The sequence below is a fragment of the Alteromonas sp. 4NH20-0056 genome, from assembly GCF_057539655.1.
Genome location: NZ_BAAJLS010000001.1, coordinates 424,917 through 447,775 on the forward strand (window position 1 = coordinate 424,917; position 22,859 = coordinate 447,775).

22 protein-coding genes are annotated in these 22,859 nt (G+C 45.1%); 7 read left to right on the top strand and 15 right to left on the bottom strand.

The window, feature by feature from the left end; genetic code table 11:
- The first annotated feature begins 114 nt into the window (after positions 1-114).
- Positions 115-432 carry a ComEA family DNA-binding protein gene (locus tag AC27EZ_RS01955; RefSeq protein ID WP_487133690.1) on the top strand — a complete coding sequence of 106 codons (318 nt, stop codon included), beginning with the start codon at positions 115-117 and terminating at the stop codon, positions 430-432.
- A 57-nt stretch (positions 433-489) separates the two neighbouring features.
- Here the strand turns inward: AC27EZ_RS01955 and galU are convergent, their stop codons facing one another.
- Positions 490-1,383 carry a UTP--glucose-1-phosphate uridylyltransferase GalU gene (galU, locus tag AC27EZ_RS01960; protein ID WP_487133691.1) on the bottom strand — a complete coding sequence of 298 codons (894 nt, stop codon included), beginning with the start codon at positions 1,381-1,383 and terminating at the stop codon, positions 490-492.
- Between the two features lie 592 nt (positions 1,384-1,975).
- On the opposite strand from galU, the gene AC27EZ_RS01965 reads away from it, so the two are divergent.
- The 3 genes from AC27EZ_RS01965 to galE all read left to right on the top strand — a co-directional run bounded on the left by AC27EZ_RS01965 (position 1,976) and on the right by galE (position 4,899).
- Positions 1,976-3,496: a peptide MFS transporter gene (locus tag AC27EZ_RS01965; RefSeq protein ID WP_487133990.1), complete on the top strand. Its 1,521-nt coding sequence runs from the start codon at positions 1,976-1,978 to the stop codon at positions 3,494-3,496.
- Between the two features lie 81 nt (positions 3,497-3,577).
- Positions 3,578-3,880: a DUF6170 family protein gene (locus AC27EZ_RS01970; RefSeq protein WP_487133692.1), complete on the top strand. Its 303-nt coding sequence runs from the start codon at positions 3,578-3,580 to the stop codon at positions 3,878-3,880.
- Positions 3,877-4,899, top strand: coding sequence for a UDP-glucose 4-epimerase GalE (gene galE / locus AC27EZ_RS01975; protein ID WP_487133693.1), 1,023 nt, complete (start codon positions 3,877-3,879; stop codon positions 4,897-4,899). The genes AC27EZ_RS01970 and galE overlap by 4 nt, the downstream gene beginning before the upstream one ends.
- A gap of 86 nt (positions 4,900-4,985) precedes the next feature.
- Here galE and AC27EZ_RS01980 read toward each other — a convergent pair whose 3' ends face one another.
- The 10 genes from AC27EZ_RS01980 to ccmA form a co-directional block, all read right to left on the bottom strand.
- Positions 4,986-5,822: an MlaA family lipoprotein gene (locus AC27EZ_RS01980; RefSeq protein ID WP_487133991.1), complete on the bottom strand. Its 837-nt coding sequence runs from the start codon at positions 5,820-5,822 to the stop codon at positions 4,986-4,988.
- A gap of 8 nt (positions 5,823-5,830) precedes the next feature.
- Positions 5,831-7,093: a c-type cytochrome biogenesis protein CcmI gene (ccmI, locus tag AC27EZ_RS01985; protein WP_487133694.1), complete on the bottom strand. Its 1,263-nt coding sequence runs from the start codon at positions 7,091-7,093 to the stop codon at positions 5,831-5,833.
- Positions 7,090-7,533 (bottom strand): cytochrome c-type biogenesis protein, encoded by a 444-nt coding sequence (locus AC27EZ_RS01990; protein WP_487133695.1) that lies wholly within the window; start codon positions 7,531-7,533, stop codon positions 7,090-7,092. Before AC27EZ_RS01990 ends, ccmI begins: the two co-directional genes overlap by 4 nt.
- Complete coding sequence (locus AC27EZ_RS01995) at positions 7,533-8,159, bottom strand: redoxin family protein (RefSeq protein WP_487133696.1); 627 nt, start codon at positions 8,157-8,159, stop codon at positions 7,533-7,535. The genes AC27EZ_RS01990 and AC27EZ_RS01995 overlap by 1 nt, the downstream gene beginning before the upstream one ends.
- Positions 8,156-10,159, bottom strand: a complete 2,004-nt coding sequence (locus AC27EZ_RS02000) for a heme lyase CcmF/NrfE family subunit (RefSeq protein ID WP_487133697.1) — start codon at positions 10,157-10,159, stop codon at positions 8,156-8,158. The genes AC27EZ_RS01995 and AC27EZ_RS02000 overlap by 4 nt, the downstream gene beginning before the upstream one ends.
- Positions 10,159-10,644 carry a cytochrome c maturation protein CcmE gene (gene ccmE / locus AC27EZ_RS02005; protein WP_487133698.1) on the bottom strand — a complete coding sequence of 162 codons (486 nt, stop codon included), beginning with the start codon at positions 10,642-10,644 and terminating at the stop codon, positions 10,159-10,161. Before ccmE ends, AC27EZ_RS02000 begins: the two co-directional genes overlap by 1 nt.
- Before the next feature lie 81 nt (positions 10,645-10,725).
- On the bottom strand, positions 10,726-10,929 hold the full coding sequence (gene ccmD / locus AC27EZ_RS02010) for a heme exporter protein CcmD (RefSeq protein WP_487133699.1): 204 nt from the start codon (positions 10,927-10,929) through the stop codon (positions 10,726-10,728).
- A gap of 8 nt (positions 10,930-10,937) precedes the next feature.
- Positions 10,938-11,693 carry a heme ABC transporter permease gene (locus AC27EZ_RS02015; protein WP_487133700.1) on the bottom strand — a complete coding sequence of 252 codons (756 nt, stop codon included), beginning with the start codon at positions 11,691-11,693 and terminating at the stop codon, positions 10,938-10,940.
- Positions 11,693-12,358 carry a heme exporter protein CcmB gene (gene ccmB / locus AC27EZ_RS02020; RefSeq protein ID WP_487133701.1) on the bottom strand — a complete coding sequence of 222 codons (666 nt, stop codon included), beginning with the start codon at positions 12,356-12,358 and terminating at the stop codon, positions 11,693-11,695. Before ccmB ends, AC27EZ_RS02015 begins: the two co-directional genes overlap by 1 nt.
- Positions 12,358-12,987, bottom strand: a complete 630-nt coding sequence (gene ccmA / locus AC27EZ_RS02025; protein WP_487133702.1) for a cytochrome c biogenesis heme-transporting ATPase CcmA — start codon at positions 12,985-12,987, stop codon at positions 12,358-12,360. Before ccmA ends, ccmB begins: the two co-directional genes overlap by 1 nt.
- Positions 12,988-13,173: 186 nt before the next feature.
- On the opposite strand from ccmA, the gene fliK reads away from it, so the two are divergent.
- Positions 13,174-15,642: a flagellar hook-length control protein FliK gene (gene fliK, locus AC27EZ_RS02030; RefSeq protein WP_487133703.1), complete on the top strand. Its 2,469-nt coding sequence runs from the start codon at positions 13,174-13,176 to the stop codon at positions 15,640-15,642.
- On the top strand, positions 15,639-15,950 hold the full coding sequence (locus AC27EZ_RS02035; protein WP_487133704.1) for an EscU/YscU/HrcU family type III secretion system export apparatus switch protein: 312 nt from the start codon (positions 15,639-15,641) through the stop codon (positions 15,948-15,950). The genes fliK and AC27EZ_RS02035 overlap by 4 nt, the downstream gene beginning before the upstream one ends.
- A gap of 53 nt (positions 15,951-16,003) precedes the next feature.
- Here the strand turns inward: AC27EZ_RS02035 and AC27EZ_RS02040 are convergent, their stop codons facing one another.
- The 4 genes from AC27EZ_RS02040 to AC27EZ_RS02055 all read right to left on the bottom strand — a co-directional run bounded on the left by AC27EZ_RS02040 (position 16,004) and on the right by AC27EZ_RS02055 (position 19,963).
- Positions 16,004-17,200, bottom strand: a complete 1,197-nt coding sequence (locus tag AC27EZ_RS02040) for an ABC transporter permease subunit (RefSeq protein ID WP_421133777.1) — start codon at positions 17,198-17,200, stop codon at positions 16,004-16,006.
- Positions 17,184-17,990 (bottom strand): ATP-binding cassette domain-containing protein, encoded by an 807-nt coding sequence (locus AC27EZ_RS02045; RefSeq protein WP_487133705.1) that lies wholly within the window; start codon positions 17,988-17,990, stop codon positions 17,184-17,186. Before AC27EZ_RS02045 ends, AC27EZ_RS02040 begins: the two co-directional genes overlap by 17 nt.
- Positions 17,991-18,212: 222 nt before the next feature.
- Positions 18,213-19,256: a recombinase RecA gene (gene recA, locus AC27EZ_RS02050; protein ID WP_421133775.1), complete on the bottom strand. Its 1,044-nt coding sequence runs from the start codon at positions 19,254-19,256 to the stop codon at positions 18,213-18,215.
- Between the two features lie 164 nt (positions 19,257-19,420).
- Positions 19,421-19,963, bottom strand: a complete 543-nt coding sequence (locus tag AC27EZ_RS02055; protein ID WP_487133992.1) for a CinA family protein — start codon at positions 19,961-19,963, stop codon at positions 19,421-19,423.
- 178 nt (positions 19,964-20,141) lie between these two features.
- Between AC27EZ_RS02055 and mutS the strand changes: the two genes are divergently transcribed.
- The gene (gene mutS, locus AC27EZ_RS02060; protein WP_487133993.1) at positions 20,142-22,706 is read left to right on the top strand and encodes a DNA mismatch repair protein MutS; all 2,565 of its coding nucleotides are present in this window, start codon (positions 20,142-20,144) and stop codon (positions 22,704-22,706) included.
- Positions 22,707-22,859 lie beyond the last annotated feature (153 nt).

The window sequence follows — 22,859 nt, forward strand, 5'->3', positions numbered from 1 at the left end:
ATTTTATAACACCATTAAAATAAAACCTGTCCTAAAACTGGACTAGTCGAATGTGCTTTCCCACGTAAACTTAAACATGTACACATTTCGTACATAACAAATAAGGAAATACACATGAAAAAAACACTATATGGATTAATGGTTGTGGCTGCACTCGGCACTCAAATGCAAACTGCACAAGCAATTGCCGCTCAAGAGGCGAGCACGTCTACACCGCAATCGGTATCAATGAGTCAAAAAATTAATCTTAATACCGCAAGCCAATCAGAGTTGGAATCATTGCCTGGGGTAGGTGCGTCGAAGGCAAAAGCGATAATCGCTTATCGAGAGAATATTGGCGAATTTTTAGAAGTTGAACAACTTACCGAAGTTCGTGGGATTGGCGAAAAAATGCTTAACAAAATTAAAGCGTATGTAGTGGTTGCTCATTGAGTTAAGTAAAGCGGCGGGCTACAACACTGAGGTCGCAGCCCGCCATAATAAACACTTTTATATATCTAGCGTTGCCAAGAACGCTTTAAACTCATCCGCTAGCGCTGGATGACGCAATGCATATTCAACATTCGCTTTCATGTAACCTAATTTACTACCGCAGTCGTGGCTCTTTCCTTTCATGTAGTAGGCATCGACCTGCTCAATATTCATTAACGAATCGATTGCATCTGTTAATTGCACTTCACCACCTGCGCCTGGCGGCGTAAACTCAAGCAAATCCCAAATCTTTTCAGACAATACATACCGACCAACCACTGCAAGATTTGAAGGTGCTTCGTCTAGCGGTGGCTTTTCTACCATCTTGTGAATTTTGGCTGACTCGCCGGGCTTTATCGCCGCACCATCTAGGTCAGCGATACCAAACTTTGAAATATCTTCTTCTGGCACACTTTCTACCATAACCTGGCTAACCCGGCTGGTATTAAACTTAGCGACCATATCGGCAAGGTTATCCTTTTTAGGGTTACTTGCTGCATCGTCAATGATAACGTCAGGCAATACTACGGCAAATGGCGCATCACCAATTAGTGGTCTAGCACATAAAACAGCGTGACCTAGGCCATTTGCTACGCCCTGACGGACTTGCATGATGGTTACGTCTTTAGGACAGATAGACTGTACTTCTTCAAGAATCTGGCGCTTAACACGTTTTTCTAATGTAGCTTCAAGCTCAAATGATGTGTCAAAATGGTTTTCAATACTATTTTTACTTGCGTGCGTTACCAAAATAATTTCTTTAACCCCTGCAGCAACACATTCATTTACAACGTATTGAATAAGCGGCTTATCGACAACGGGAAGCATCTCTTTTGGTATCGCTTTTGTTGCCGGCAGCATACGCGTACCCAACCCTGCTACCGGTATAACCGCCTTTTTTACCTGACTCATATCTATGTCCTTGTTCTTTTGAGATGTAGGCTTACGCCACTATTCGTTTATTTTAGGGGCAAAGCCCGCTTCTACCTATGTACGATGCAAGCAGTGTTCCATCACGATGTATGCAATTACAACTTTGCTATTGCCCATTATTTAAGCAGAAGAGCATATTCCAACGCGTTATCGCCCCAAATTATGGCAGACATCATATCTAATGCACAACATTGGTGAAAGTAAGTATCTCTATAATTTTTATACTATCTCATTGTCACCATAAATAATCACTTTAATGATGAGTAACATTCACTTAATCCAAATGTGGACTAATTTTTATAACCTCGTTCTTTTCGGCGCGGGGCTTCTCTTGCTCTATGGAATTGTTCGCATCGTTATCGCAACGATAAGAGAACTCTAGGGCTGTGTTGACTGGCCAAGCTGTTTAATCCTTGGCCAGTTGACGGTGTAACCATGAAGTTTACACGCCAAATCTTGTGTCTTGCCCAAAGCTCTAGTATAAGAAGCTATCCTTGTTAGGACGCTGATAGAGCGCCATCAATAACGGCGCCACAATAACAACCATAATCAATATGGAAAAAGAATAATGATGAAATCATCGAACGACACTAGTTTTTTCGGCCATCCAGGGGGCCTGAGAACGTTATTTTTCACAGAAATGTGGGAGCGCATGAGTTACTACGGCATGCGAGCGCTACTTGTATTATTTATGACTGCCAGCCTGCAAACGCAAGGCTTAGGATTGACCGTAGCAACAGCGGGCGCAATTTATGGCCTGTACACCGGTGCAGTATATTTCTTAGGCTTACCCGGTGGCTGGCTTGCCGATAGGCTTATTGGGGGTAAGCAAGCTGTATGGTATGGCGGCATTATTATCTTTGCTGGTCATGTCGTTTTAGCAATAGATTTACAAAACCTTTTCTTTGTCGGGCTTATCCTCGTCGCAAGCGGCACAGGCCTGCTCAAGCCTAACATTTCAGCAATGGTAGGTCAGCAATACGGCGATGATGATGGTCGTCGTGATAGTGGCTATGCCCTTTATTATATGGGTATTAATATTGGTTCGCTTATCGCCTATCTTGTTACTGGTTACCTGCAAGAAAATTGGGGATGGCACTACGCTTTCGGTGCGGCTGCGATAGGGATGGCAATAGGCCTCATTCAGTACTACTTTTCTAGCCGCTCACTGTCGAGCGAATCAGTTCAACCCGCAAACGCTTACCAAGGTGCAGCAAGAACAAGAGCATGGATGGGCGTATTAGCGGTTGTCGCAGCTGCTGTGGTTGTAATTGTACTCGCACACATGGGCATCATTGTTATTGACCCGGTTGCTCTTGCGCAGAAAGTTGCTGTCGCATTCACTGTTATCTTTTTTGTTTACTTTGGCTTTATTTATTTTAAAGGCGAGTTGTCAGAAAATGAAAAACGTCGCATGTGGGCACTCTTTTTAGTATGTGTTGCGTCGGCCTGTTTTTGGTCTGGCTTTGAACAAGCGGGCTCGTCGCTTAACTTGTTTGCACAGAATTATACAGACAGAGTACTCGCAGAAGGTTCTTTCATTACGTCATGGTTCGGCATGTCGGCTATCCCTACCGTTTGGTTCCAGCTGTCTAACTCGCTATTTATAATCATTCTTTCACCTTTCTTTGCTGCGCTATGGATAAACTTAGCCAAGCGAATGATTGACCCTTCGTACACTATAAAATGCGCGATAGGTCTGGTCATTATGGCCAGCGGTTTTATCGTTATGTTTATGGCATCACAGTATGCCGCCCAGGGGCTAAAAGTTGCGCCAATGTGGCTGGTAACAACGTACTTCTTGCACACCGTTGGTGAGCTTTGCTTAAGCCCAGTGGCACTTAGTGCGGTAAGTAAGTTGTCACCCAAACGCTTCGCGGGCCAAATGATGGGCGTGTTCGTACTGACTTACTCAATTGGCAATATCATCGCCGGCTTGTTGTCAGGTAACTTTGACCCTGAAAACGTGCAAGAAATGCCAAACCTTTATCTTCAAATTGCATTATTTAGCATTGCAGTTGGAATTGTTATTGCGCTACTTAGCGTTAAGTCACGATTCTGGGAAAAAGCGGGTATTGAAGAGAAAGCGTAAACAGTTTAATCCTTTAACAGATTAACCTACAATAACCGCCGCAGCATTTTTGTTCCGGCGGTTTTTTATTGAGAGCAGTTTATGACTTTTTATTTTTCAACGCGTAACATCCCAGCCCTAAAAGGGTTACCACTTACTGAGCGTGTGAAGCTAGTAGATAAAGCGTCTAAGCGTTTGACGGTTCCTGAAAAAACACTACTAAATGTGCTTAAGCTTTTGGTTATTGTTCCTGTCTTTGTACTTATTTTACAAACCGTATCGAATTGGACATCGTTGCTATGGGCTTTTGTGGTATTTTTACTTTATCCACTTATTGTAAAACCCATACAGTACTCAATTTGCGCGAAGTATATTGCGCCAGTGCCTCACAAGGAGAATTCATGAAAACCATCTTAGTTACCGGCGGAGCAGGCTACATAGGGAGCCATACGGTACTACAGCTATTAGAACAAAATTACAGCGTGGTTGTGCTTGATAACCTGTCTAACGCAAGCCCCGAGTCTTTACGACGTGTAGAAGCGCTTACGGGGCAAGCGGTAACGTTTGTTCAAGGAGATATAAGAGACACGGCTGTATTAGATGGTATCTTCAGTGAAAACACGATTTATGCAGTTATTCACTTTGCTGGCTTAAAGGCAGTGGGAGAGTCGGTAGAAAAGCCTCTTTCCTATTATGAAAATAATGTATACGGGACACTAACGTTGTGTAAGGCAATGCAAAAACATAATGTCAAAAACATTGTGTTTAGCTCATCAGCAACCGTTTATGGCGACCCAGCAGCATTGCCACTTCGAGAAGATATGGCAACCGGACATCCAACCAACCCTTACGGCATGTCTAAATTGATGGTTGAGCATATGCTAAGTGACTTATACGTGTCGGATGAGCAATGGAATATTGTCTTACTTAGGTACTTTAACCCTGTAGGCGCACATCCATCCGGCCAAATTGGTGAAGATCCTAATGGCATTCCAAACAACCTTATGCCGTATATTTCGCAAGTTGCCACCGGTAAACTAAAACAACTTAGTGTATTTGGTGATGACTACGATACGGTGGATGGAACTGGCGTGAGGGATTATATTCACGTCGAAGACCTAGCGAATGGTCATTTGAAAGCGCTCGATAGGCTAAGCCTTAATATGGGTTTAGACAAATATAACCTAGGCACGGGGCAAGGATACTCGGTGTTAGAAATGGTGAGCGCGTTTGAAAAAGGTTCAGGAAAGAAAATCGCTTATTCGATTGCACCGCGCAGAACGGGCGATGTGGCATCGTGTTATGCCGATCCGACAAAAGCAGCCACAGAGTTAAATTGGCATGCAGAAAAAGGGTTAGAAGCCATGTGTGCTGACACGTGGAATTGGCAATCTCAAAATCCGATGGGTTACCCAAAAGATTAATGTCCAATTAAGCAAGCCTTAAGCGAGAAATTAAAAGCCCTGCTATTAGCAGGGCTTTTTGATGGACAGCTTAAAACGCAGGGGCATTACTCATTATTATTTTGCTCGTTGCCACCACCGTCATCGGTGCCATTAAGAAGCGCTTCAAAATCCGCAAAGTCATCAAGCTGCTCTTCATCAATGGCTTTATCGCTACTTTTTCCATCACTTACACGAAATGCCAAGTTCTCAAAATAGGCATTCTTTATGAACGCATAATCATCAACAGATTGCTCAAGCTGTGCTTCTTGTTCCATAATTGCCGCCCGCGTTTCCAGTAACGAGACCACATAACGCCCGATAGCAAACCCTCCTTCGATAACGGCCATCGGATAAACCGTTCCATCAACCACTTCACCACCAAAGCTTCTCGGATCATTAGGTCCAAGGACAGGCAACATCAAGAAAGGGCCTGTATCAACTCCCCATGTAGCGAGTGTCTCACCGAACTCTTCTTCTTTTCTTGCGATACCAATTTTTGTCGCAACATCAATGGTTCCGAAGATTCCTACTGATGTATTTAGTACAAATCGGGCTAGGCTATCCATCCCGTCATCGACCTTACCCTGAAACATATTATTCATAAAATTGGCAGGCTCTTGAAGATTTTGCGCGGCATTGAGCAAGCCTGTTCGAGCAAACTGGGGCATGACCGTTACATAACCAACGGTTATCGGGCGCAACAAATACGCATCCAATACCTCCCAGTTGAAGTCCCACATCAGCCTATTAACAGGCTCTAATGGGTCTCTGGGGTCAGACTGGTCTACCGTATCTACGCGTTCTTGATTCGTCGCCGCGGCTTGCTGATCCGTATTTTGACTTGCGCACCCTACCAGCGATAACATCACTAACACTATTGATACACGTACGCCCTTTACCATTTCACTCACTATAATTCCTTATTGATAGTTATGCTTTTTGCAATAACGCTACCATTTTTAACTGAGGCCTTGGCCTGTCCTTGCCACTCGCCTTTAGAAACTGACACATCACCATCTACTGATATTCTTGCAGTCAATGTGACCTCGGTCAGTGATTCTATAGAGTACTGGGGCATCATAGCGTTGTCAGTACTTAATGTGACTGTGACAGGAAAATCTTGTAACGGCATCTTAATGACCGCCGCAGGCATTCTATTATCCGAGAGCGCATCTTGCGCAAACACAATAAGAAAGCCCTCTTTTACCAAGGCATCTTCAGCAGACTCTGATAAAGAAATGGTTATGTCGAAACCCGTTTTAACGCTGTTTATTTCAAGGCTGCCCGGTGAAACGGCTGATGCTATCGTCGATGCCCTAGATTGCAATTCATCTATTCGAGCCGACAGGCGTAAGACCATATCACTATCGGCGGGTAACTTGTCTTTAACCCGCGAAAAGTAACGAACCGTGCTATCCAAATCGCCCAACTGTGCTGATACTACAGCCATCATGAGCGCAAGATTATCATTGGCTTCGTTAGTCTGTAATAACGAACTTAATATCGATTGCGCGCGCTTGAGGTTGCCTTCATCACCGGTTGTCATGAGCGCTTGCGCAAAGGTAATCTGGTTGGCACGTTTATCAGGTGCTAATTGCACCGCTTTATCTATTGCCTCAATAGCCTGAACTTCTTGTCCCAACGACAACATTAATCGACCAAAGTACATCCATCCGGTATCGTCTTCAGGCTGCTCTCGTAACCTCTGTCTAATCGCTAACGCAAGGCTAGCAACATCTTCAGGTGTTAGGTTACTACCATTTCCCGCCGCTAGCTGTTGGCTGAGCGCCGGTAGCGCTTCAATAGCCTCACTACCTTTACGCAATTGCGACATATGATTAACTTGAGAGTAAACCATGATACCTGCAATTATCGCAAAGATTGCGCCTACGATGAGAGGAAGTGTTGCAGTACCCGTTTTTGAGGGGCTTACGTCACTTTCATCTACCAACGCCAATTTCAATTCATCAACGGCTTGTTGCTTATCGCTCTCGGAAATTAGCCCTTCAGAAACTTCTCTATCAAGTTCGGTCAAACGTTGTTTCACAATCTGTGTATTGCTCAAACTATCTTGCTTCGCATGACTCTTTTTTCGCAACCAAGGGAAAGCAATGATGAATAGCACAAAGGTTATGAGCCCAGATACTACGACATAAAATTCTGCCCAACTCATTGTTTATCTTGCTCCAACATAGCTTCAGCTTTTGCTAATTTAATTTCTCGGTCTTCATCTACTCTGCCATTTTTTCGCGTGATTACGACGATAAAGGCAAACAGAACAAACAACAATGGCGCGGCCCACAGCCACATCGTAGCGGCGGTGACTGGCGGCTGATAATGAACAAAGTCGCCGTACCTTGCTTTCATATAGTCGATAACGTCTTGTTCAGACTTGCCTTGCTTCAGTAACGTATACACCTTGCGGCGCATATCATGCGCAATCATTGCATCACTATCAGCAATATTTTGATTCTGACACATTGGACACCGTAGCTCTGCCGTTAACGCCAGAAATTGCGCTCGCTGAGCTGGCGTATCGAATGCGAAGTTATCTTCAGCAGCTTGAACCGCGATGCTTAATAACAGGACCGAGATGATCAAAAAATATTTCATTAATTCGTAGGCCCCACGTCTGTCACAGATTCGTCATTATTATCTGCGTTCATCTGAGCTATCAATGCGTTGTAAAGCGGCCCTATTTTATTGCGCCACACTCGCTCATTAATATCACCAATATGATGCATGCGAATTACTCCGTTGGCATCAATAATGAAATGCTCTGGCGCGCCAGTAACCCCTAAATCTAAAGAAGTATCGCGATACACATCGAATATATTAAACGCATACGGGTTACCATATCGACTAAGCATCTCGGTTACTTCTTCTTGCACCCGACTAAGGGTTTTAGTACCAAAGTCAGGGTCTAAGTCTTGGTCAAAATAAAGACCGACGATTCGAACATTCTGTTCATTTTTAAGGGTAGTAAGAAAAGGCATTTCCACGGCGCATGTCACACACCACACCCCCCAAACATTTAAAATAGTCACCTGCCCTTTAAACACTTCAGGTGTATAGATTGTCGTTGGAGACATCAAGTCGGGCAACGAAAAGGCGGGCAATGGCTTCCCTTTCACCTGAGAATCTAATTCACGAGGGTCCGAAAACAAACCTTGAAATAGAAACACGATTAGCAACGAAAACAATACCAAGGGCACTACCACTAACGGTGCTTTTTTCACTGTGCATCTCCTTTTGCAGCGACAGGTACGGTTTTGTTTATAAAGGCTTTCACTTTTTGAACTTTCGCCATGCGATAACGCTTATCACTTATGGAAAAAATGCCACCAATAGCCATAACGACGGCACCGGCCCAAAGCCAAATAACGAAAGGCTTTATATAAATGCGTATTGCCCACGCGCCATCGTCTAATGGTTCACCCATTGCAACAAATAAGTCTCGCGTGAGTGTTGAATGAATAGCTGCTTCGGTCATAGGCATGCGCTGTACAATATACAAACGTTTTTCTGGCACCAGCGTGGCTACGAATTCGCCATCGTTAGAAATGTCGAACACGCCAGCATCGGCAGTAAAATTAGGGCCGTTGATGGTTTTTACGTCTTTAAATGTGAAGTCGTAGCCAGAAAGCGATACCGTTTCTCCCACATTCATTCTTACGTCGCGCTCAAGTTCATAATTAGAAACGAGTGTTATGCCAATAAGCGAAATGGCAAATCCAACATGCCCTAGTACCATGCCCCAATGGCTCGGGGTAAGCTTCTTTAATTTAGTGGTAATAGTCTGATTATCGGGCATGCCAGATATTCGCTGGCTGATCTCTTGTACCGTTGTGACAAGGATCCAAAACACCAAAACCATTCCCAATACGCCCATGTAAGTTGGCGCATCGTAAGCAAAGTTAATGAGCACGCCTGCACTTAACGCAATACCACCGGCTATAAGAAGCTGATTTCTTAGGGCTGACGCATGCTGCTGTTTCCAGCGGGTCAATGGACCCAACCCCAACATTAGGACAAACGGAACAATAAGCAGCGTAAACATTTGATTAAAAAACGGAGCACCGACAGAAATACTACCTAACCCTAACTCTTTATGTACAAGCGGTAGTAGTGTTCCCAGCAATACGACCAGCGTGGCGGCGCATAGAAACACGTTATTTCCCATCAATAGAACTTCTCGTGAAAATACCTTATAACGCCCGGTACTTTTTAACGAGCCGGCTCGCATGGCATAAAGAAGCAACCCAAAGCCACTTAAAACAATTAATATTCCTAGAATAAATAACCCACGAGTGGGGTCGCTAGCAAACGAATGCACAGAAACAATGACACCTGAACGCACTAAGAACGTTCCCAGTAAGCTCAAACTAAAGGCTGCGATAGCCAAAAGCACAGTCCATGACTTGAACGCTTTGCGCTTCTCGGTTACCGCGAGAGAGTGCATAAGTGCAGTACCCACAAGCCAAGGCATGAACGATGCGTTCTCAACGGGGTCCCAAAACCACCAGCCACCCCAGCCAAGCTCGTAATAGGCCCACCAACTTCCTAATGCGATACCGACCGTTAAAAAGGCCCATGCCGCAATAACCCATGGTCTTGACCAGCGGGCCCACGTTGAGTCTAGCTGCCCCGACATTAAGGCTGAAATAGCGAAAGCAAACGCAACAGAGAACCCGACATACCCCATATATAACATTGGAGGGTGAATAATCATGCCAAAGTCTTGTAAAAGGGGGTTTAAATCTCTCCCGTCGACTGGGAAAAATGGCAACATACTGTTGAATGGATTCGACGTAAGCAGCATGAATAGATAGAAACCAATGCCTATCATTCCTAATACTGAGAGCACCCGCGCAACCATAGCCAGAGGAATGCCTCGGCTAAAAATGGCGACGGCAACAGTCCATATAGATAGCATAAGCACCCATAAAAGAAATGAGCCCTCATGACCACCCCACACTGCTGTGATCTTGTAATATATGGGGAGTCTGCTATTTGAATGCTGCGCGACATATTCAATGCTAAAGTCATCGGTAATAAAGGCATAGGTTAAACAGGCATAGGCAATTAAGGTAAAAAGAAACAACCCAATTGCTAAAGGTTTGGCGGTGGCCATAAGCGTTTCGTGTTGACGATGTGCGCCCCACAATGGGTATACCGCCAACAAAATAGATAGAATAAGCGCTAGCGTAAGGGAAATATTGCCTATTTCGGGGACCATTAATACTGCCCTCCTTTTTCATAGGTCGGCATATTCTCAGGCTTTACGTGCTTAATCCCTTTCATCTTTTCGGCAAGTTCTGGCGGCATATATTCTTCATCATGCTTGGCAAGCACTTCCTGCGCCTTTATCTGAGCATCTGCTGTGAGTACCCCCGTTGCAACAATGCCTTGCCCTTCTCGAAACAAGTCTGGCAATATCCCGTTAAACGTTACGGTCACCACTGGCCCTGTATCAATCAGGTCGAAGCTTACCGCTAAACTTTCACTGTCGCGACTAACGCTGCCCGGCACGACCATCCCACCAATACGCAAGCGTTGGCCGATTTGCGGTTTTTGCCCGTTTTTACCCTCGACAATTTCACTTGGGGTATAAAATAAATCAATGCTGTCGTTTAACGCAAAAAGCATCAGCCCTATTGCACTGACAACGAGTAAGCCAATAACGCCTACTACGGCTAAACGCTGTTTTCTTCTTGGGTTCATGCAGTTAATCTCATATCAAAAACGTATTGACGTTTGGAAGCTAAACGCCACACTTGCCATCTATCTCTCAACGAATCAAGGTCACATTGAAGCGTTGTCGCGCGCTTTCTTAACGCGCGCTCTGCGTTCTTGCTCTACCACCACGGTATTTAGCAAACTTTTATGTTGAAGGTAACTTTGCAGCGCAAGCAATAACATTGCACCACCGGTTACTCCAAAGGACAACCACACGTAAAACGCATAGCCACCCATAGATAAAAATGAAGAAAAAGAATCAAATTGCATGGTTAGCTTTATGTCCTTTTGTTTTCGTAATACGTGCTGGCAAGCGCTTGTACCCAGGGGCGGTGCAATTCTCGGCGTATAATTTCACTACGTAACCTCACGGTTGTAACCGCACCTATGAATAATGCGAACCCTAGCAAATTGATTAACAACGGCCATAGCATTTCAGGTGCAATGGAGGGGTTATCAAATTTGCTTATCGTGGCCCCTTGGTGAAGGGTGTTCCACCATTCTACGGAATAATGAATTATCGGGATATTTACGACCCCGACCAATGCCATTACCCCTGCTGCTTTGCCACCTTGCTGTTTATCTTCAAATGCCCCATACAGCGCAATAACACCGATGTATAGAAAGAGTAAAATCAATTCAGACGTCAGACGTGCGTCCCATACCCACCAAGCTCCCCACATAGGTTTTCCCCATGCTGCGCCGGTAAATAGAGCAATAAACGTCATTACAGCGCCTACTGGTGCCATCGCTATCATTGTCATGTAGGCGGTGCGCCACTGCCATACCATACCGACAAGTGCTGCCACCGCCATGGCTACATACGTTCCCATGGACAAAATGGCGCTAGGAACATGAATATAAATAATCCTAAATGAATCACCCTGTTGGTAATCTTGAGGGGCAAATGCTAACCCCCATATCGTACCTATGAGTAAACAAACGATGGCTCCTATCCAGAACCACGGCTGTAAAGTAATACAAAGCCGGTAAGCTTTTTCGGTTTTTGCGTAAGGGTGCAACCACTTCCACATTAGTTTTGACTCACTTTCAAAGAATAAGCTATCGCAAAGGGGGCCGAAGCCACCGCTAGTAGCAGCATTGCCGCAATGATAGCAAGTTGGGGGTAATAAGGTAATTGAAGTGCGGCAGAATCCACAGCAGATGTGGCAAATATCAGTAACGGGATAAATACAGGAATCAATAGCAGCGCTAACAGCAACCCGCCTTTTTGAAGACCTACCGTTAAACCCACAGCTATCGCGCCGATAAGCGACAACAATGGCGTGCCCAATAGCAAGGTAAGCATGAGTGCGATGTACATGTCGATGGTTAAATGTAAAAACACCGCCAACAGAGGGGAAAGCAATAAAAGAGGCACAAAACTCACCAGCCAATGCCCGGCAACTTTTACGATACTTACCGCAGGTAATGGCAGACCTGACAACACATACTGTTCCATAGCACCGTCTTGAAAGTCGTCTCTGAACATGCGCTCCATCGCCATAAGTGACGACAAAATAGCCGCAATCCATATCACTCCAGGACCAATACGTTGAAGCGTATCAGGTGACGGGCTTACGCCGAGCGGAAACAACGTCACTACCATCAATAGGAACATTAACGGTTGCATTAACTCAGCTTTCTGCTGAAATGCAATCGACATATCCCGTTTAAAAATACCTTTGTATAACGCCACTACCACTGATACTCCAAATCAAAGGTGCGATGTGGGCCTGCGTGGCTTGATAGTGCTTGGTGCGACGTAGCTACCACTATCCCGCCTTGCGACACGTGCGCTTTGAACGTACTTTCAAGCAGCGCAATGCCGCTAACGTCAAGCGCTGTAAAAGGCTCATCAAGGATCCATACTTGCGCTTTCTTAAGCCATAACCTAGACAACGCCACTCTGCGTTGCTGGCCAGCTGACAAAAATCTTACCGGTACGTCTTCAAGTCCAACCAATCCTAGCGTCGCTAATACGCTTAACAGTGTTTCGTGAGGCTGCTGCACACCATGCTGCGCCATCCAGTAGGAAAGGTTATCTATTGCCGATAACGCACCGTTAATCCCACTCTTGTGGCCCAAATAGAGTAGTTGGGTATTGAACTCATCAGGGGCCGTCTTTATGTTCTTTTGATTAAAAAAGACATCTCCGCCACACGGTGCACTCAAGCCCGTTAAAATCCGCAACAAGCTTGTTTTTCCCGCACCATTTGGCCCACGTAAGTACACTAATTCGCCAGCGTCGGCAGAAAAAGTAAGCCCCTCAAAGAGGGTTCGATCGCGTTTAATGCAAGTAAGCGCCAAAGCATCTAAAACCGACAAACGAGCTCCAAAATCGTTGAAAACCTAAAAACAAACCGAATATGATAAAATGTTAGCGGGTAGTTTATCATATGAAGTCTTTTTCGCAGTCGCGAATATCAATTAAATATGATTTACTTCAATGAATAAAGTGACGTTTGCGCAGTGAAAAATAAAGTTCATTGCCCATAGGCCGATACGCTATTTATGACTAATCAACTTGTTGCATTACTTTCAACAATTACCCAGCAGGCTACGTCTCAATCAGGGCTATCTAGTAATGGGGCCGTCCCGCCTTCCTCGCCAACACTATCGCAAGCATCTGTTCCCGCTAACGCCATCAACATCGATGTTGCTGTTCGCCCTAACAACATTATTGCCATTAAATACGGCGAAACTGAAATTCAGGTTTCACTTACTCCCGACATATTGTCATCATTAAAAGGTAGAATAGGCACTCAACAAAACGCTTTGCTTTCGTTGTCCGACAGTTCGAGCACAACCTCGAAGGCGTTACTCCTCGGTACACAAACGCAGACTGCCAGCGTATCTATTCCGGCAAATAAACGAGGGGACCTGTTAAATATACTGGCCCAGATAGTCACCCAAAACAGAAGCGCGTCAGTATCGTTGCAGGCAACATTAGCGCAACTATCGAACGGCAGCCTATCGCTTGAGTTACCGGGCGGCAATCGATTAATTCTCCCTACCTCTGGTGCATCTGAGATAGAGAATGTACTTAAAACGTTTGAAGGAAAACGGGTGCTACTAAGTCTTAGCGCTCTTTCAAATGGGAAGTTGGCGGCTCAAATTACTTCCCCGTCAACGACAGGCCCATCACTGAACGCTGTGGTTCCAATAAACAGTAGTAGTGCCGAAGGGAGTAAAGCACTGCATGCAATTATTGAAACAAGCCTAAAACAGTCAGGCGTCGCCATCGTTCAGGACGCGAAATCACGCTCACTCCTTGCCCCCTTTTTGGCTAACGCAAAAAGTACAGCGCCGGCGGCAGCGTTACAAGTGGCGCAAGCCTTTACCCTTAGCGATAAGGCCCTTACCGTTAAAAGCGCGGCAACCATACCGCTACTGACATTTGATGTAAAAGCCCCTTTGGCACCCTCACCTGTTTCATCCAACGTACTTCAGCGGCAGGTACAGCAAATTGCGCAGTCTCTTTCGCTACCCCATGTTAGTCACACGCAAACTCGTATAGTGGTGGATATGGGTGTTGCGCTACCAGCGAGTGATTCAAACCTTACGCCTCCCTCTACACAGAAGGTGTCGAATCATTCGTTACAACAAAGTGTTCAGAATACAAGCCAGAGTGAACTGAACCGTACATCCCAACCTCAAAACATGGAAGGTACCGATAAATCTCCCGCTACGCTCAAGGGCAGTGAAGTACATCATGCCATCTCACAATTATCTCGTGTGCTATTGGGACAAACAGGCAGTACTCAGCAAGCACTAACGCAATTACTTGCTATTGTGGAGGGCCATGATAACGGCGAAAGTGCGGTAAAATCACCTAAAGCACTTGAGGGCGTAGGTAAACTTTTAGAACAAATAAAAGGAATAAATCCACTTACCGCCTCTGCAAGCCAAAAACTTACGTTGCCCACACAGCCTAACTCTGACATATCGTCTAACATCGTTACGGACACTGTGGCCGAACACGCGAAAACTGGCTCCAATGTTCTAGATAAAAGCGCGACGAAGTCGCCACTTACTCAGGTAGCAGCGCTGTTTAATGGGCAGGTCAAAAGTGCGGCTAGCAATGCTTTACATGCCTTACTCTCAAAATCTATCGCGTCTAAACTTGGCAATGAGCCACCACCCCCTACCGCGCAAATGACCACTGAGAAAATGGGCGCTACCGCCCCAAGTGACGTCGATATCGGTTCTGCGGGCAAGAGCACACAGTCATCTGTCGACATTACGATGGCACAAAAGCTTCAAAGCCTTTTGCTCTCTCCTGCGCTACTTACAACACCAAGCTCCTTGACGACCCCGGTTACAACGTCGAATTTTGTTCAAGGGCTAGTCGCGCTCTTACAATTGTCACTGGCCGGGAGAGCCTTACAGCGTCAACCCGGGTTGAAGGGTCTTGTCGATGCGCCTGACTCTATTATTACAAAAACATTGAGCGTAACAGGCAGTGCAGCAACGCCAAGCCGGGTCGTACAGGATATCTCTGCGCTTGATAGCCGATTTAACCTAATAGCAAATTTGAAGACACTGCTTTCGAATCATCAACAAGCAAAAGTAGGCAGTATTGATAGCCGATTACAAGGACAAGATACGTTTTACTATATTTTGCCGTCAGTTTCGCAGCACACAGCCCCGCCAGAGCTGCTTGTTCAGCGTGAGCCTAAACATAAAGAACAAGCTGAAACAAAAAAACAAGGGCAGGCGTTGTGGAATGTCACCATGAAGTTAGATATCGGAGAAACGGGTAAGGTGCTGGCTAAATCTAAGATTGACGTAGATACGATTACGTTAGATTTGTATGCCTCCAACAGTACGTTACTCGCCCGCGTTGCGGATACATTACCTTATCTAGAGAAACGCTTAACCGAATTGGGATTGAATGTTGCGAAAACCAGCTTTCAGACGGGCGTCGTACCAACATCGTTAAATACACGCCCTCATCATATATTCGAGACACGGGTATGAGTGATAAAGCAAAGCGCGCTATTGGGCTTAAATATAAAGGAGGCGATAAGAAGAACGCCCCACAAGTCGTCGCCAAAGGCTATGGTGACCTTGCGCAGGCCATCATAGCGATGGCAGAGGAAACCGGCATTTTAATCCACGAAGATCCTTATTTAAGTGAAGTGTTAGCCACCCTCGACATTGGTCAAGAGATACCCGAATCTCTTTACTATGTTGTTGCAGAGCTCATTGCATATTCGTATGTACTACAAGGAAAAATACCACCTGGTTGGGAAGGTATTATTAAACGCATCAATTTCGAAGTATAAAAAAAAGCGAGCCCTTGAAAAGCGCTCGCCCTCTTTAAATGGTCTTGTTCATACTATCTAAATAACACTTTTTCTTTGTTGAACCAGTGAATACAGAACATGAGTAAGCCTGTCGCAATGGCAGCCGTAGAAATAAAGATGCCGAACAATGCAAAATAATCCATCGTACCTTTGAAAAGTTCTTTCATAGCAAGAGCAACATTGGTGAGTGGCACCCACACCCATCCACCTTTAAGCTCAACGCCTGGCATCATAGCAATGAGTACAGGGAATATAATGACCATTATCAATGAGCCCATATAACTCTGGGCTTCCTTAAACGAACGGGCATATATAGAAAGCGACAGCAGAACAGCCGCGAACACTGCTACTACCGGCACTAACATTAGGAAGATCAATACAAAGTCGATGATGCCTATCATTGCCATTACCTCAGCAACAAATTCGATAGCCATTCCTTGTGAGAGCACTATCCCCCAGCCGGCCATGGACGACACGGTGATTAACGCGGTAATAATGCCGGCACAGCAAATGGTTAGAAACTTGCCAAGCACTAATTTGTACCGATCCATCGGCGAAATAAGCAAGGTTTCAAGGGTGCCTCGTTCCTTTTCGCCTGCCCCTAAGTCTGCTGCAGGTGCCATTGCACCTTGCAAACAAAGTATAAAAATGAAGTACGGAATAATACCGCCAATACGCTCGCCCCAGACTTCCCTATCGTCAGCAACATTCTGCTTCTCTATCAAGATAGGTGTTAACAATGCAGTTTGCTGGGTTTCATTTAACCCAAGGGTGTTAAATGCTGTTTGCTGGAATTCATCGGTGTAAACATCAACAATTTCCGACACTCTGCCAAGCACTTTATTAAGCCCTGCATCATTTAAAAACAATTGAAGCTTGTGTTGCCCCGAATTCAACACATCACTGTTGAAGCTCTCTGGGATAACTAAGACGAAATCAACCGTCTCGTTTTTAATCAGTGTTGCATAATCTGCATCGCTGGCAATTGATATCGTCTCAAATTTATCGGTTGCCTGCGACAACGAGGTTGCAATGTCAGGTGCATACGCCTCACCCACAATGGCATACTTAAGCACTTCACTTTCCGCTTTTTCTGCAGCAGAACTCATAAAGAACATCGCCACACCAAAAATAAGCGGGAAGAGCAGTAACGGAAGACCAATCATGAAGATAATGGTTTTTCTATCACGTAATAGCTCTTTAAATTCCTTCTTAAAGATTAACCACATTATTCATCTCCTTCGTGTCTAGTGCTAAGGTTTGTAAAAAACTCTTGTGCATTTGACCACCCGACAATGCGCTAAATGCCTCTAAAGAGTCATTAAACACAGTTTGTCCTTGGTTAATTACCGTGACCTTATCGCACAATGTTTGTACTTCATCTAAATGATGTGTTGAGAATATTACGGGTGTCCCTTTACTTTTAAGCCGTTGAATAAATTCCATTACGGTGCTTGTAGCCATGATGTCTAAACCAGTAGTAGGTTCATCAAGTACCACAAGAGAAGGCTCGTGAATAACCGCTCGCGCGATGGACGTTTTTTGCTTCATTCCAGAAGAAAAATTTTCCGCACGTCGCTCTAAGAAACTTTCCATATCAAGAAGATCTGCCATTTCTTCAATTCTGGCATCGATAGTTTTTCTATCCAAGCCGTGTAATTCGCCGAAATAAGCAATATTCTCACGCCCGGTGAGGCGGCCGTATAGGCCGGTAGAACTAGAAAGGAAACCAATCTTTTTTCGCGCGATGATTGGGTTCGCCAGTACATCGTCACCATCAATAAGCACTTTTCCACTATCCGGCTTAAGTGCCGTCGATAGCATACGTAATGTCGTTGTTTTACCCGCGCCGTTAGGCCCTAACAACCCCAGTACTTGTCCTTTCCCACAGGTAAAAGAGACATCTCTTACCGACTGAAAATAGCGTCCTTTCAAACGCGGGTCTTTCTTTTCTTGTTCGCTCAACTTTTTGGGGTTTTCCACCTCAAAGCGCTTCGCTAGGCCTGATATTTCAATCATCTTTTGTTCCCTGTTTTATTTACCCTAACGGTGATGTGACAAACTTTGCATGCACGTCGTTTTTATACTTACACGTACTTAGTCTGTTGTTCTTATTATTTATTACAGCATTCCTGCTTTTTTTACCTTGTACAAGTATTGTGCATAGTTAAAGTGTTAGAAAATATGTTGCGCCCATAAAAAAACCCACCATATAGGTGGGTTTTTCCAAATCGTCAGCCGTTATTCAGGCTTTAAATCATCTTCAACTTGCGCAGCGTCTTCTGCTTTAACCGTTTTAGGAAGAAGCAGCTCTTCACGAATTTTCAGTTCTATTTCATTCGCTATCTCAGGGTGCTCTTTCAAATATTTCATTACGTTCGCTTTACCCTGACCTATGCGATCGCCTTTGTAGCTATACCAAGCACCGGCTTTATCAACTAACTTTTGCTTAACGCCTAAGTCAATCAACTCCGCTTCTTTACTGATACCTTCACCATAACGGATCATGAATTCAGCTTGTCTAAACGGAGGCGCCACTTTGTTTTTCACAACTTTAACGCGCGTTTCATTTCCAACCACTTCGTCACCTTCTTTTACTGCACCAATACGGCGAATATCAAGACGAACTGAAGAGTAGAATTTAAGTGCGTTACCACCAGTAGTGGTTTCTGGGTTACCAAACATCACACCAATCTTCATACGGATTTGGTTGATGAAAATACATAATGTATTTGAGCGTTTGATATTACCCGTTAGCTTACGCAGTGCCTGTGACATTAAGCGTGCCTGAAGGCCAACATGAGAGTCACCCATATCTCCTTCAATTTCCGCTTTCGGCGTCAATGCTGCTACTGAATCGACAATAACTACGTCAACCGCACCAGAGCGCACTAGCATGTCGCAAATCTCTAGCGCTTGTTCACCTGTATCTGGCTGAGATACCAATAAATCATCGATGTTAACGCCAAGTTTACCCGCATAAACAGGGTCGAGTGCATGCTCTGCATCGACAAACGCGCAGGTTTTGCCTTTTTTCTGCGCTTCAGCAATAACTTGCAGCGTAAGCGTTGTTTTACCTGATGACTCAGGACCGTAAATTTCAACTACTCGACCACATGGCAACCCACCTATTCCTAGTGCGATATCGATAGTCAGTGAACCGGTAGATATTGATTCAATATCCATTGCTTGGTTGTCGCCTAAACGCATAATTGCGCCTTTGCCGAACTGTTTTTCTATTTGTCCGACTGCAGCAGTAAGCGCTTTTGATCTATTATCGTCCACGTCATTATCCTCTAGGATTGGCGGTTAAATACATTTGATATGTTTAATGGGTTAAACCTTATCAATTTATGCCTGCATTCTATACTGTACAAGCATACAGTTTCAAGCTGTGTTTTGAATTTTATTTGAAGATTGTCATTCACTTGATGGCGTCGGGCACGCGCCTAGTCGTTTATCATTGTCAATAATTCAGATATTGCGAACGTTACTGCCTGAGCTCGAACGGCGTCACGCCCACCGGCAAACAATTGCTTTATTTCACGTTTTCTTTCACCACAGATAAACCCAAACCACACTGTACCGACGGGTTTGTCGCTACTTCCCCCGCCTGGCCCAGCAATGCCACTCACCGTCACCACAAGGTTTGCCTGGCTTTTATCCTGCGCGCCAGTTGCCATTTCTGCCACGGTTTCCTGTGACACCGCACCGTGTGTCATCAATGTCGCTTCTTTTACGTTCAAGCTGGTATGCTTAGCGTCGTTTGAATAGGTTACCCACGATTGCTTAAACCAATCGGAACTACCAGAAACACTCGTAAAAGCAAAGGCTATACCTCCGCCAGTGCACGACTCTGCACAAGATACACTCCAGCCTTTTTTCCTTAACGCTGCACCCAAGGCCACAACATGATCGCGCAGCTCATCGCTAAGAGTTACGCAGTTATCTTCACTATTTTCAGTGGGGGTTTCTTCAAAGTTCATCGTAATCAAGCCCAATAAAAAGCATGTTGTTGACAGTGTATCATGACAGATAAATGGTACTGAATATTCATCTGCCATTCTCGCGACGATAAAGTTATACCTCGTGATGATATTTGTTACCATATGTGCTGCATTACGACAGCTAACATAACTGCAAGAGGCTCTTTTGGAATCACACACACCCATGATGCGTCAGTATTTAAGTATAAAGGCGCAGCACCCTTCTATTTTATTGTTTTACCGTATGGGCGATTTCTATGAACTGTTCTTTGATGACGCCAAAAAAGCCGCGGAGCTTCTTGATATTTCTCTCACTGCTAGAGGGAAATCCGGCGGCGACCCCATTCCAATGGCGGGGGTTCCGTATCACGCTGTTGAGGGGTACTTGTCTCGTCTCGTAAGAATGGGCGAGTCAGTGGCGATTTGTGAGCAAGTGGGCGACCCTGCAACCAGTAAGGGGCCCGTTGAGCGTCAAGTTAAGCGCATTATCACCCCTGGAACCGTGACCGACGAGGCGTTACTTGAAGAGCGCAGAGACAACATTTTAGCCGCGGTATGTGGCCACAGTATGCATTATGGACTCGCCACGTTAGATGTTGCAAGCGGGCGATTTGTTGTCGCTGAATGCGACAGCGATGAAAGTTTGTTGGCAGAGCTTCAACGAATAAACCCAGCAGAAATTCTTCACCCAGAAGGGTTTGAAAATCTCGAATTAATTGAGAATAGAAAAGGTCTTCGCCGTCGCCCTGAATGGGAATTTGATACCGATACTGCAATAGAGCAATTAAACGCTCAATTTGAGACAACAACCCTCGATGGTTTCGGAATCACTGGTATCACTAAAGGCTTAGGCGCAGCAGGGTGCGTGCTGCAGTATGTCAAAGACACGCAACGCACTGCCCTTCCACATATTCGTCGTATTCAGACCGAACAACAAGACAGCCGCGTGCAGTTAGATGCAGCAACAAGACGCAACTTGGAACTGACGCACAACCTTTCAGGAAGCCAAGAAAACACGCTATTTAGCGTAATGGATACGACGACCACGGCAATGGGTAGCCGTATGCTTCAACGTGTTATTCATTCCCCTATAACCGACCAACATGAACTCGATAGCCGTTTAGACGCGGTGGACGGTTTTATTAACGACGCGCCTGATGATATCCGTTCAGCGCTCAAACATATCGGTGATATCGAGCGAATTATGGCTCGTCTCGCACTGCGCTCTGCCCGACCGCGTGACTTTGCTCGCTTAAAAAATGCGTTTAACACATTGCCTGATTTACAAGACGCCCTTATTCGTTATGACTCTGAACAAGTTCAGCGTGTGGCAAAAACGATAGGCACGTATCCAACCTTACAAGCTTTGCTCAATAAGGCCATTATTGACAATCCACCTGTCATTATTCGCGACGGTGGCGTAATTGCTGAAGGATATAACGATGAACTTGATGAATTGCGCAAGTTATCACAAGGGGCAACTGACTATCTTGATGCAATGGAGCAAAGAGAGCGAGAGCGCACGGGTATTGCAACGTTAAAGGTCGGGTATAACCGAGTTCACGGATTCTTTATCGAAATCAGCCGCGCGAACAGTGCCAATGCCCCAGCCGACTATATTCGCAGACAAACACTCAAAAACACTGAGCGTTACATAACCCCTGAACTAAAGGAGCACGAAGATAAAGTCTTAAGCAGCCAAGGCGCAGCGCTCGCATTAGAAAAGCAATTATATGAAGCCTTATTTGATGATTTTACCGACTATTTGAACGCCTTAATCGACAGCGCAGCAGCGCTCGCTAAACTTGATGTACTTTGCTGTTTCGCTGAACGTGCAACATCGCTTGACTGGCATCGACCCGTGCTAAGTAGCAAGTGTGAATTGACCTACCAAGAAGGTCGTCATCCTGTGGTTGAGAGCGTGATGAAAACGCCTTTCATTGCTAACCCTGTAACGCTTGATAATGCGCGTAGAATGCTGATTATCACCGGCCCAAATATGGGCGGTAAATCAACCTACATGCGACAAACAGCGCTTATTACGTTATTAGCTTACATCGGTAGTTATGTGCCTGCGCAACATGCACACATAGGTAAGATAGATAGAATATTCACTCGTATCGGCGCGTCGGACGATTTAGCGTCAGGCCGTTCAACGTTCATGGTTGAAATGACTGAAACGGCGAACATTTTAAATAACGCAACTGAGCATTCGTTGGTATTGATGGACGAGATAGGTCGCGGAACCAGTACCTACGATGGGTTATCTCTTGCATGGGCTTGCGCGAGTTACTTAGCAAAACACCTTAATGCTTACACATTATTTGCTACGCACTACTTCGAACTTACCGAGTTGCCAGATATGCAAGAAGGCGTCGTGAATGTGCACCTTGATGCTGTGGAATTTGAAGACACCATACGGTTTATGCATACCGTATCAGAAGGGGCGGCGAGTAAAAGTTTTGGTTTACAAGTTGCACAATTAGCCGGCGTACCCAAAGCAGTGATCGCAGCAGCCCAGCAAAAGCTAGCATTACTAGAAGCCTCTCACGTTATTACGCAAGATGAAACGAAACCCTCGACCAAGCACAAAAACGAAGAAAAGCAGGTTACCGGACAAGCGCAATTGCACTTTCCCGATAAACCGCACCCCGTTGTTGAAGCTATTGAGAATCTCGCCCCTGATGAACTTTCTCCTCGCCAGGCGCTTGATCTTATTTATACGTTAAAGCGATTGAGTCAGTCTTAACAGCAAGCTGCGGTATAAAAGCCCGCTTGTAAAAAACTCGGCGCTAAATTTTGTACATCATGTGAGCAAACAGATTGTCTGCTCACATGAATTTGCGTATACTATCGCCCCGTCCAAAGTGTAGATGGTTTTGTTCTGATTCCAGCCTATATT

Bases quoted from the DNA above. Each gene is read 5' to 3' on its own strand.
- AC27EZ_RS01955 (WP_487133690.1), top strand. From the start codon at position 115: ATGAAAAAAACACTATATGGATTAATGGTTGTGGCTGCACTCGGCACT.
- galU (WP_487133691.1), bottom strand. From the start codon at position 1,383: ATGAGTCAGGTAAAAAAGGCGGTTATACCGGTAGCAGGGTTGGGTACG.
- AC27EZ_RS01965 (WP_487133990.1), top strand. From the start codon at position 1,976: ATGAAATCATCGAACGACACTAGTTTTTTCGGCCATCCAGGGGGCCTG.
- AC27EZ_RS01970 (WP_487133692.1), top strand. From the start codon at position 3,578: ATGACTTTTTATTTTTCAACGCGTAACATCCCAGCCCTAAAAGGGTTA.
- galE (WP_487133693.1), top strand. From the start codon at position 3,877: ATGAAAACCATCTTAGTTACCGGCGGAGCAGGCTACATAGGGAGCCAT.
- AC27EZ_RS01980 (WP_487133991.1), bottom strand. From the start codon at position 5,822: ATGGTAAAGGGCGTACGTGTATCAATAGTGTTAGTGATGTTATCGCTG.
- ccmI (WP_487133694.1), bottom strand. From the start codon at position 7,093: ATGAGTTGGGCAGAATTTTATGTCGTAGTATCTGGGCTCATAACCTTT.
- AC27EZ_RS01990 (WP_487133695.1), bottom strand. From the start codon at position 7,533: ATGAAATATTTTTTGATCATCTCGGTCCTGTTATTAAGCATCGCGGTT.
- AC27EZ_RS02000 (WP_487133697.1), bottom strand. From the start codon at position 10,159: ATGGTCCCCGAAATAGGCAATATTTCCCTTACGCTAGCGCTTATTCTA.
- ccmE (WP_487133698.1), bottom strand. From the start codon at position 10,644: ATGAACCCAAGAAGAAAACAGCGTTTAGCCGTAGTAGGCGTTATTGGC.
- ccmD (WP_487133699.1), bottom strand. From the start codon at position 10,929: ATGCAATTTGATTCTTTTTCTTCATTTTTATCTATGGGTGGCTATGCG.
- AC27EZ_RS02015 (WP_487133700.1), bottom strand. From the start codon at position 11,693: ATGTGGAAGTGGTTGCACCCTTACGCAAAAACCGAAAAAGCTTACCGG.
- fliK (WP_487133703.1), top strand. From the start codon at position 13,174: ATGACTAATCAACTTGTTGCATTACTTTCAACAATTACCCAGCAGGCT.
- AC27EZ_RS02035 (WP_487133704.1), top strand. From the start codon at position 15,639: ATGAGTGATAAAGCAAAGCGCGCTATTGGGCTTAAATATAAAGGAGGC.
- AC27EZ_RS02040 (WP_421133777.1), bottom strand. From the start codon at position 17,200: ATGTGGTTAATCTTTAAGAAGGAATTTAAAGAGCTATTACGTGATAGA.
- AC27EZ_RS02045 (WP_487133705.1), bottom strand. From the start codon at position 17,990: ATGATTGAAATATCAGGCCTAGCGAAGCGCTTTGAGGTGGAAAACCCC.
- mutS (WP_487133993.1), top strand. From the start codon at position 20,142: ATGATGCGTCAGTATTTAAGTATAAAGGCGCAGCACCCTTCTATTTTA.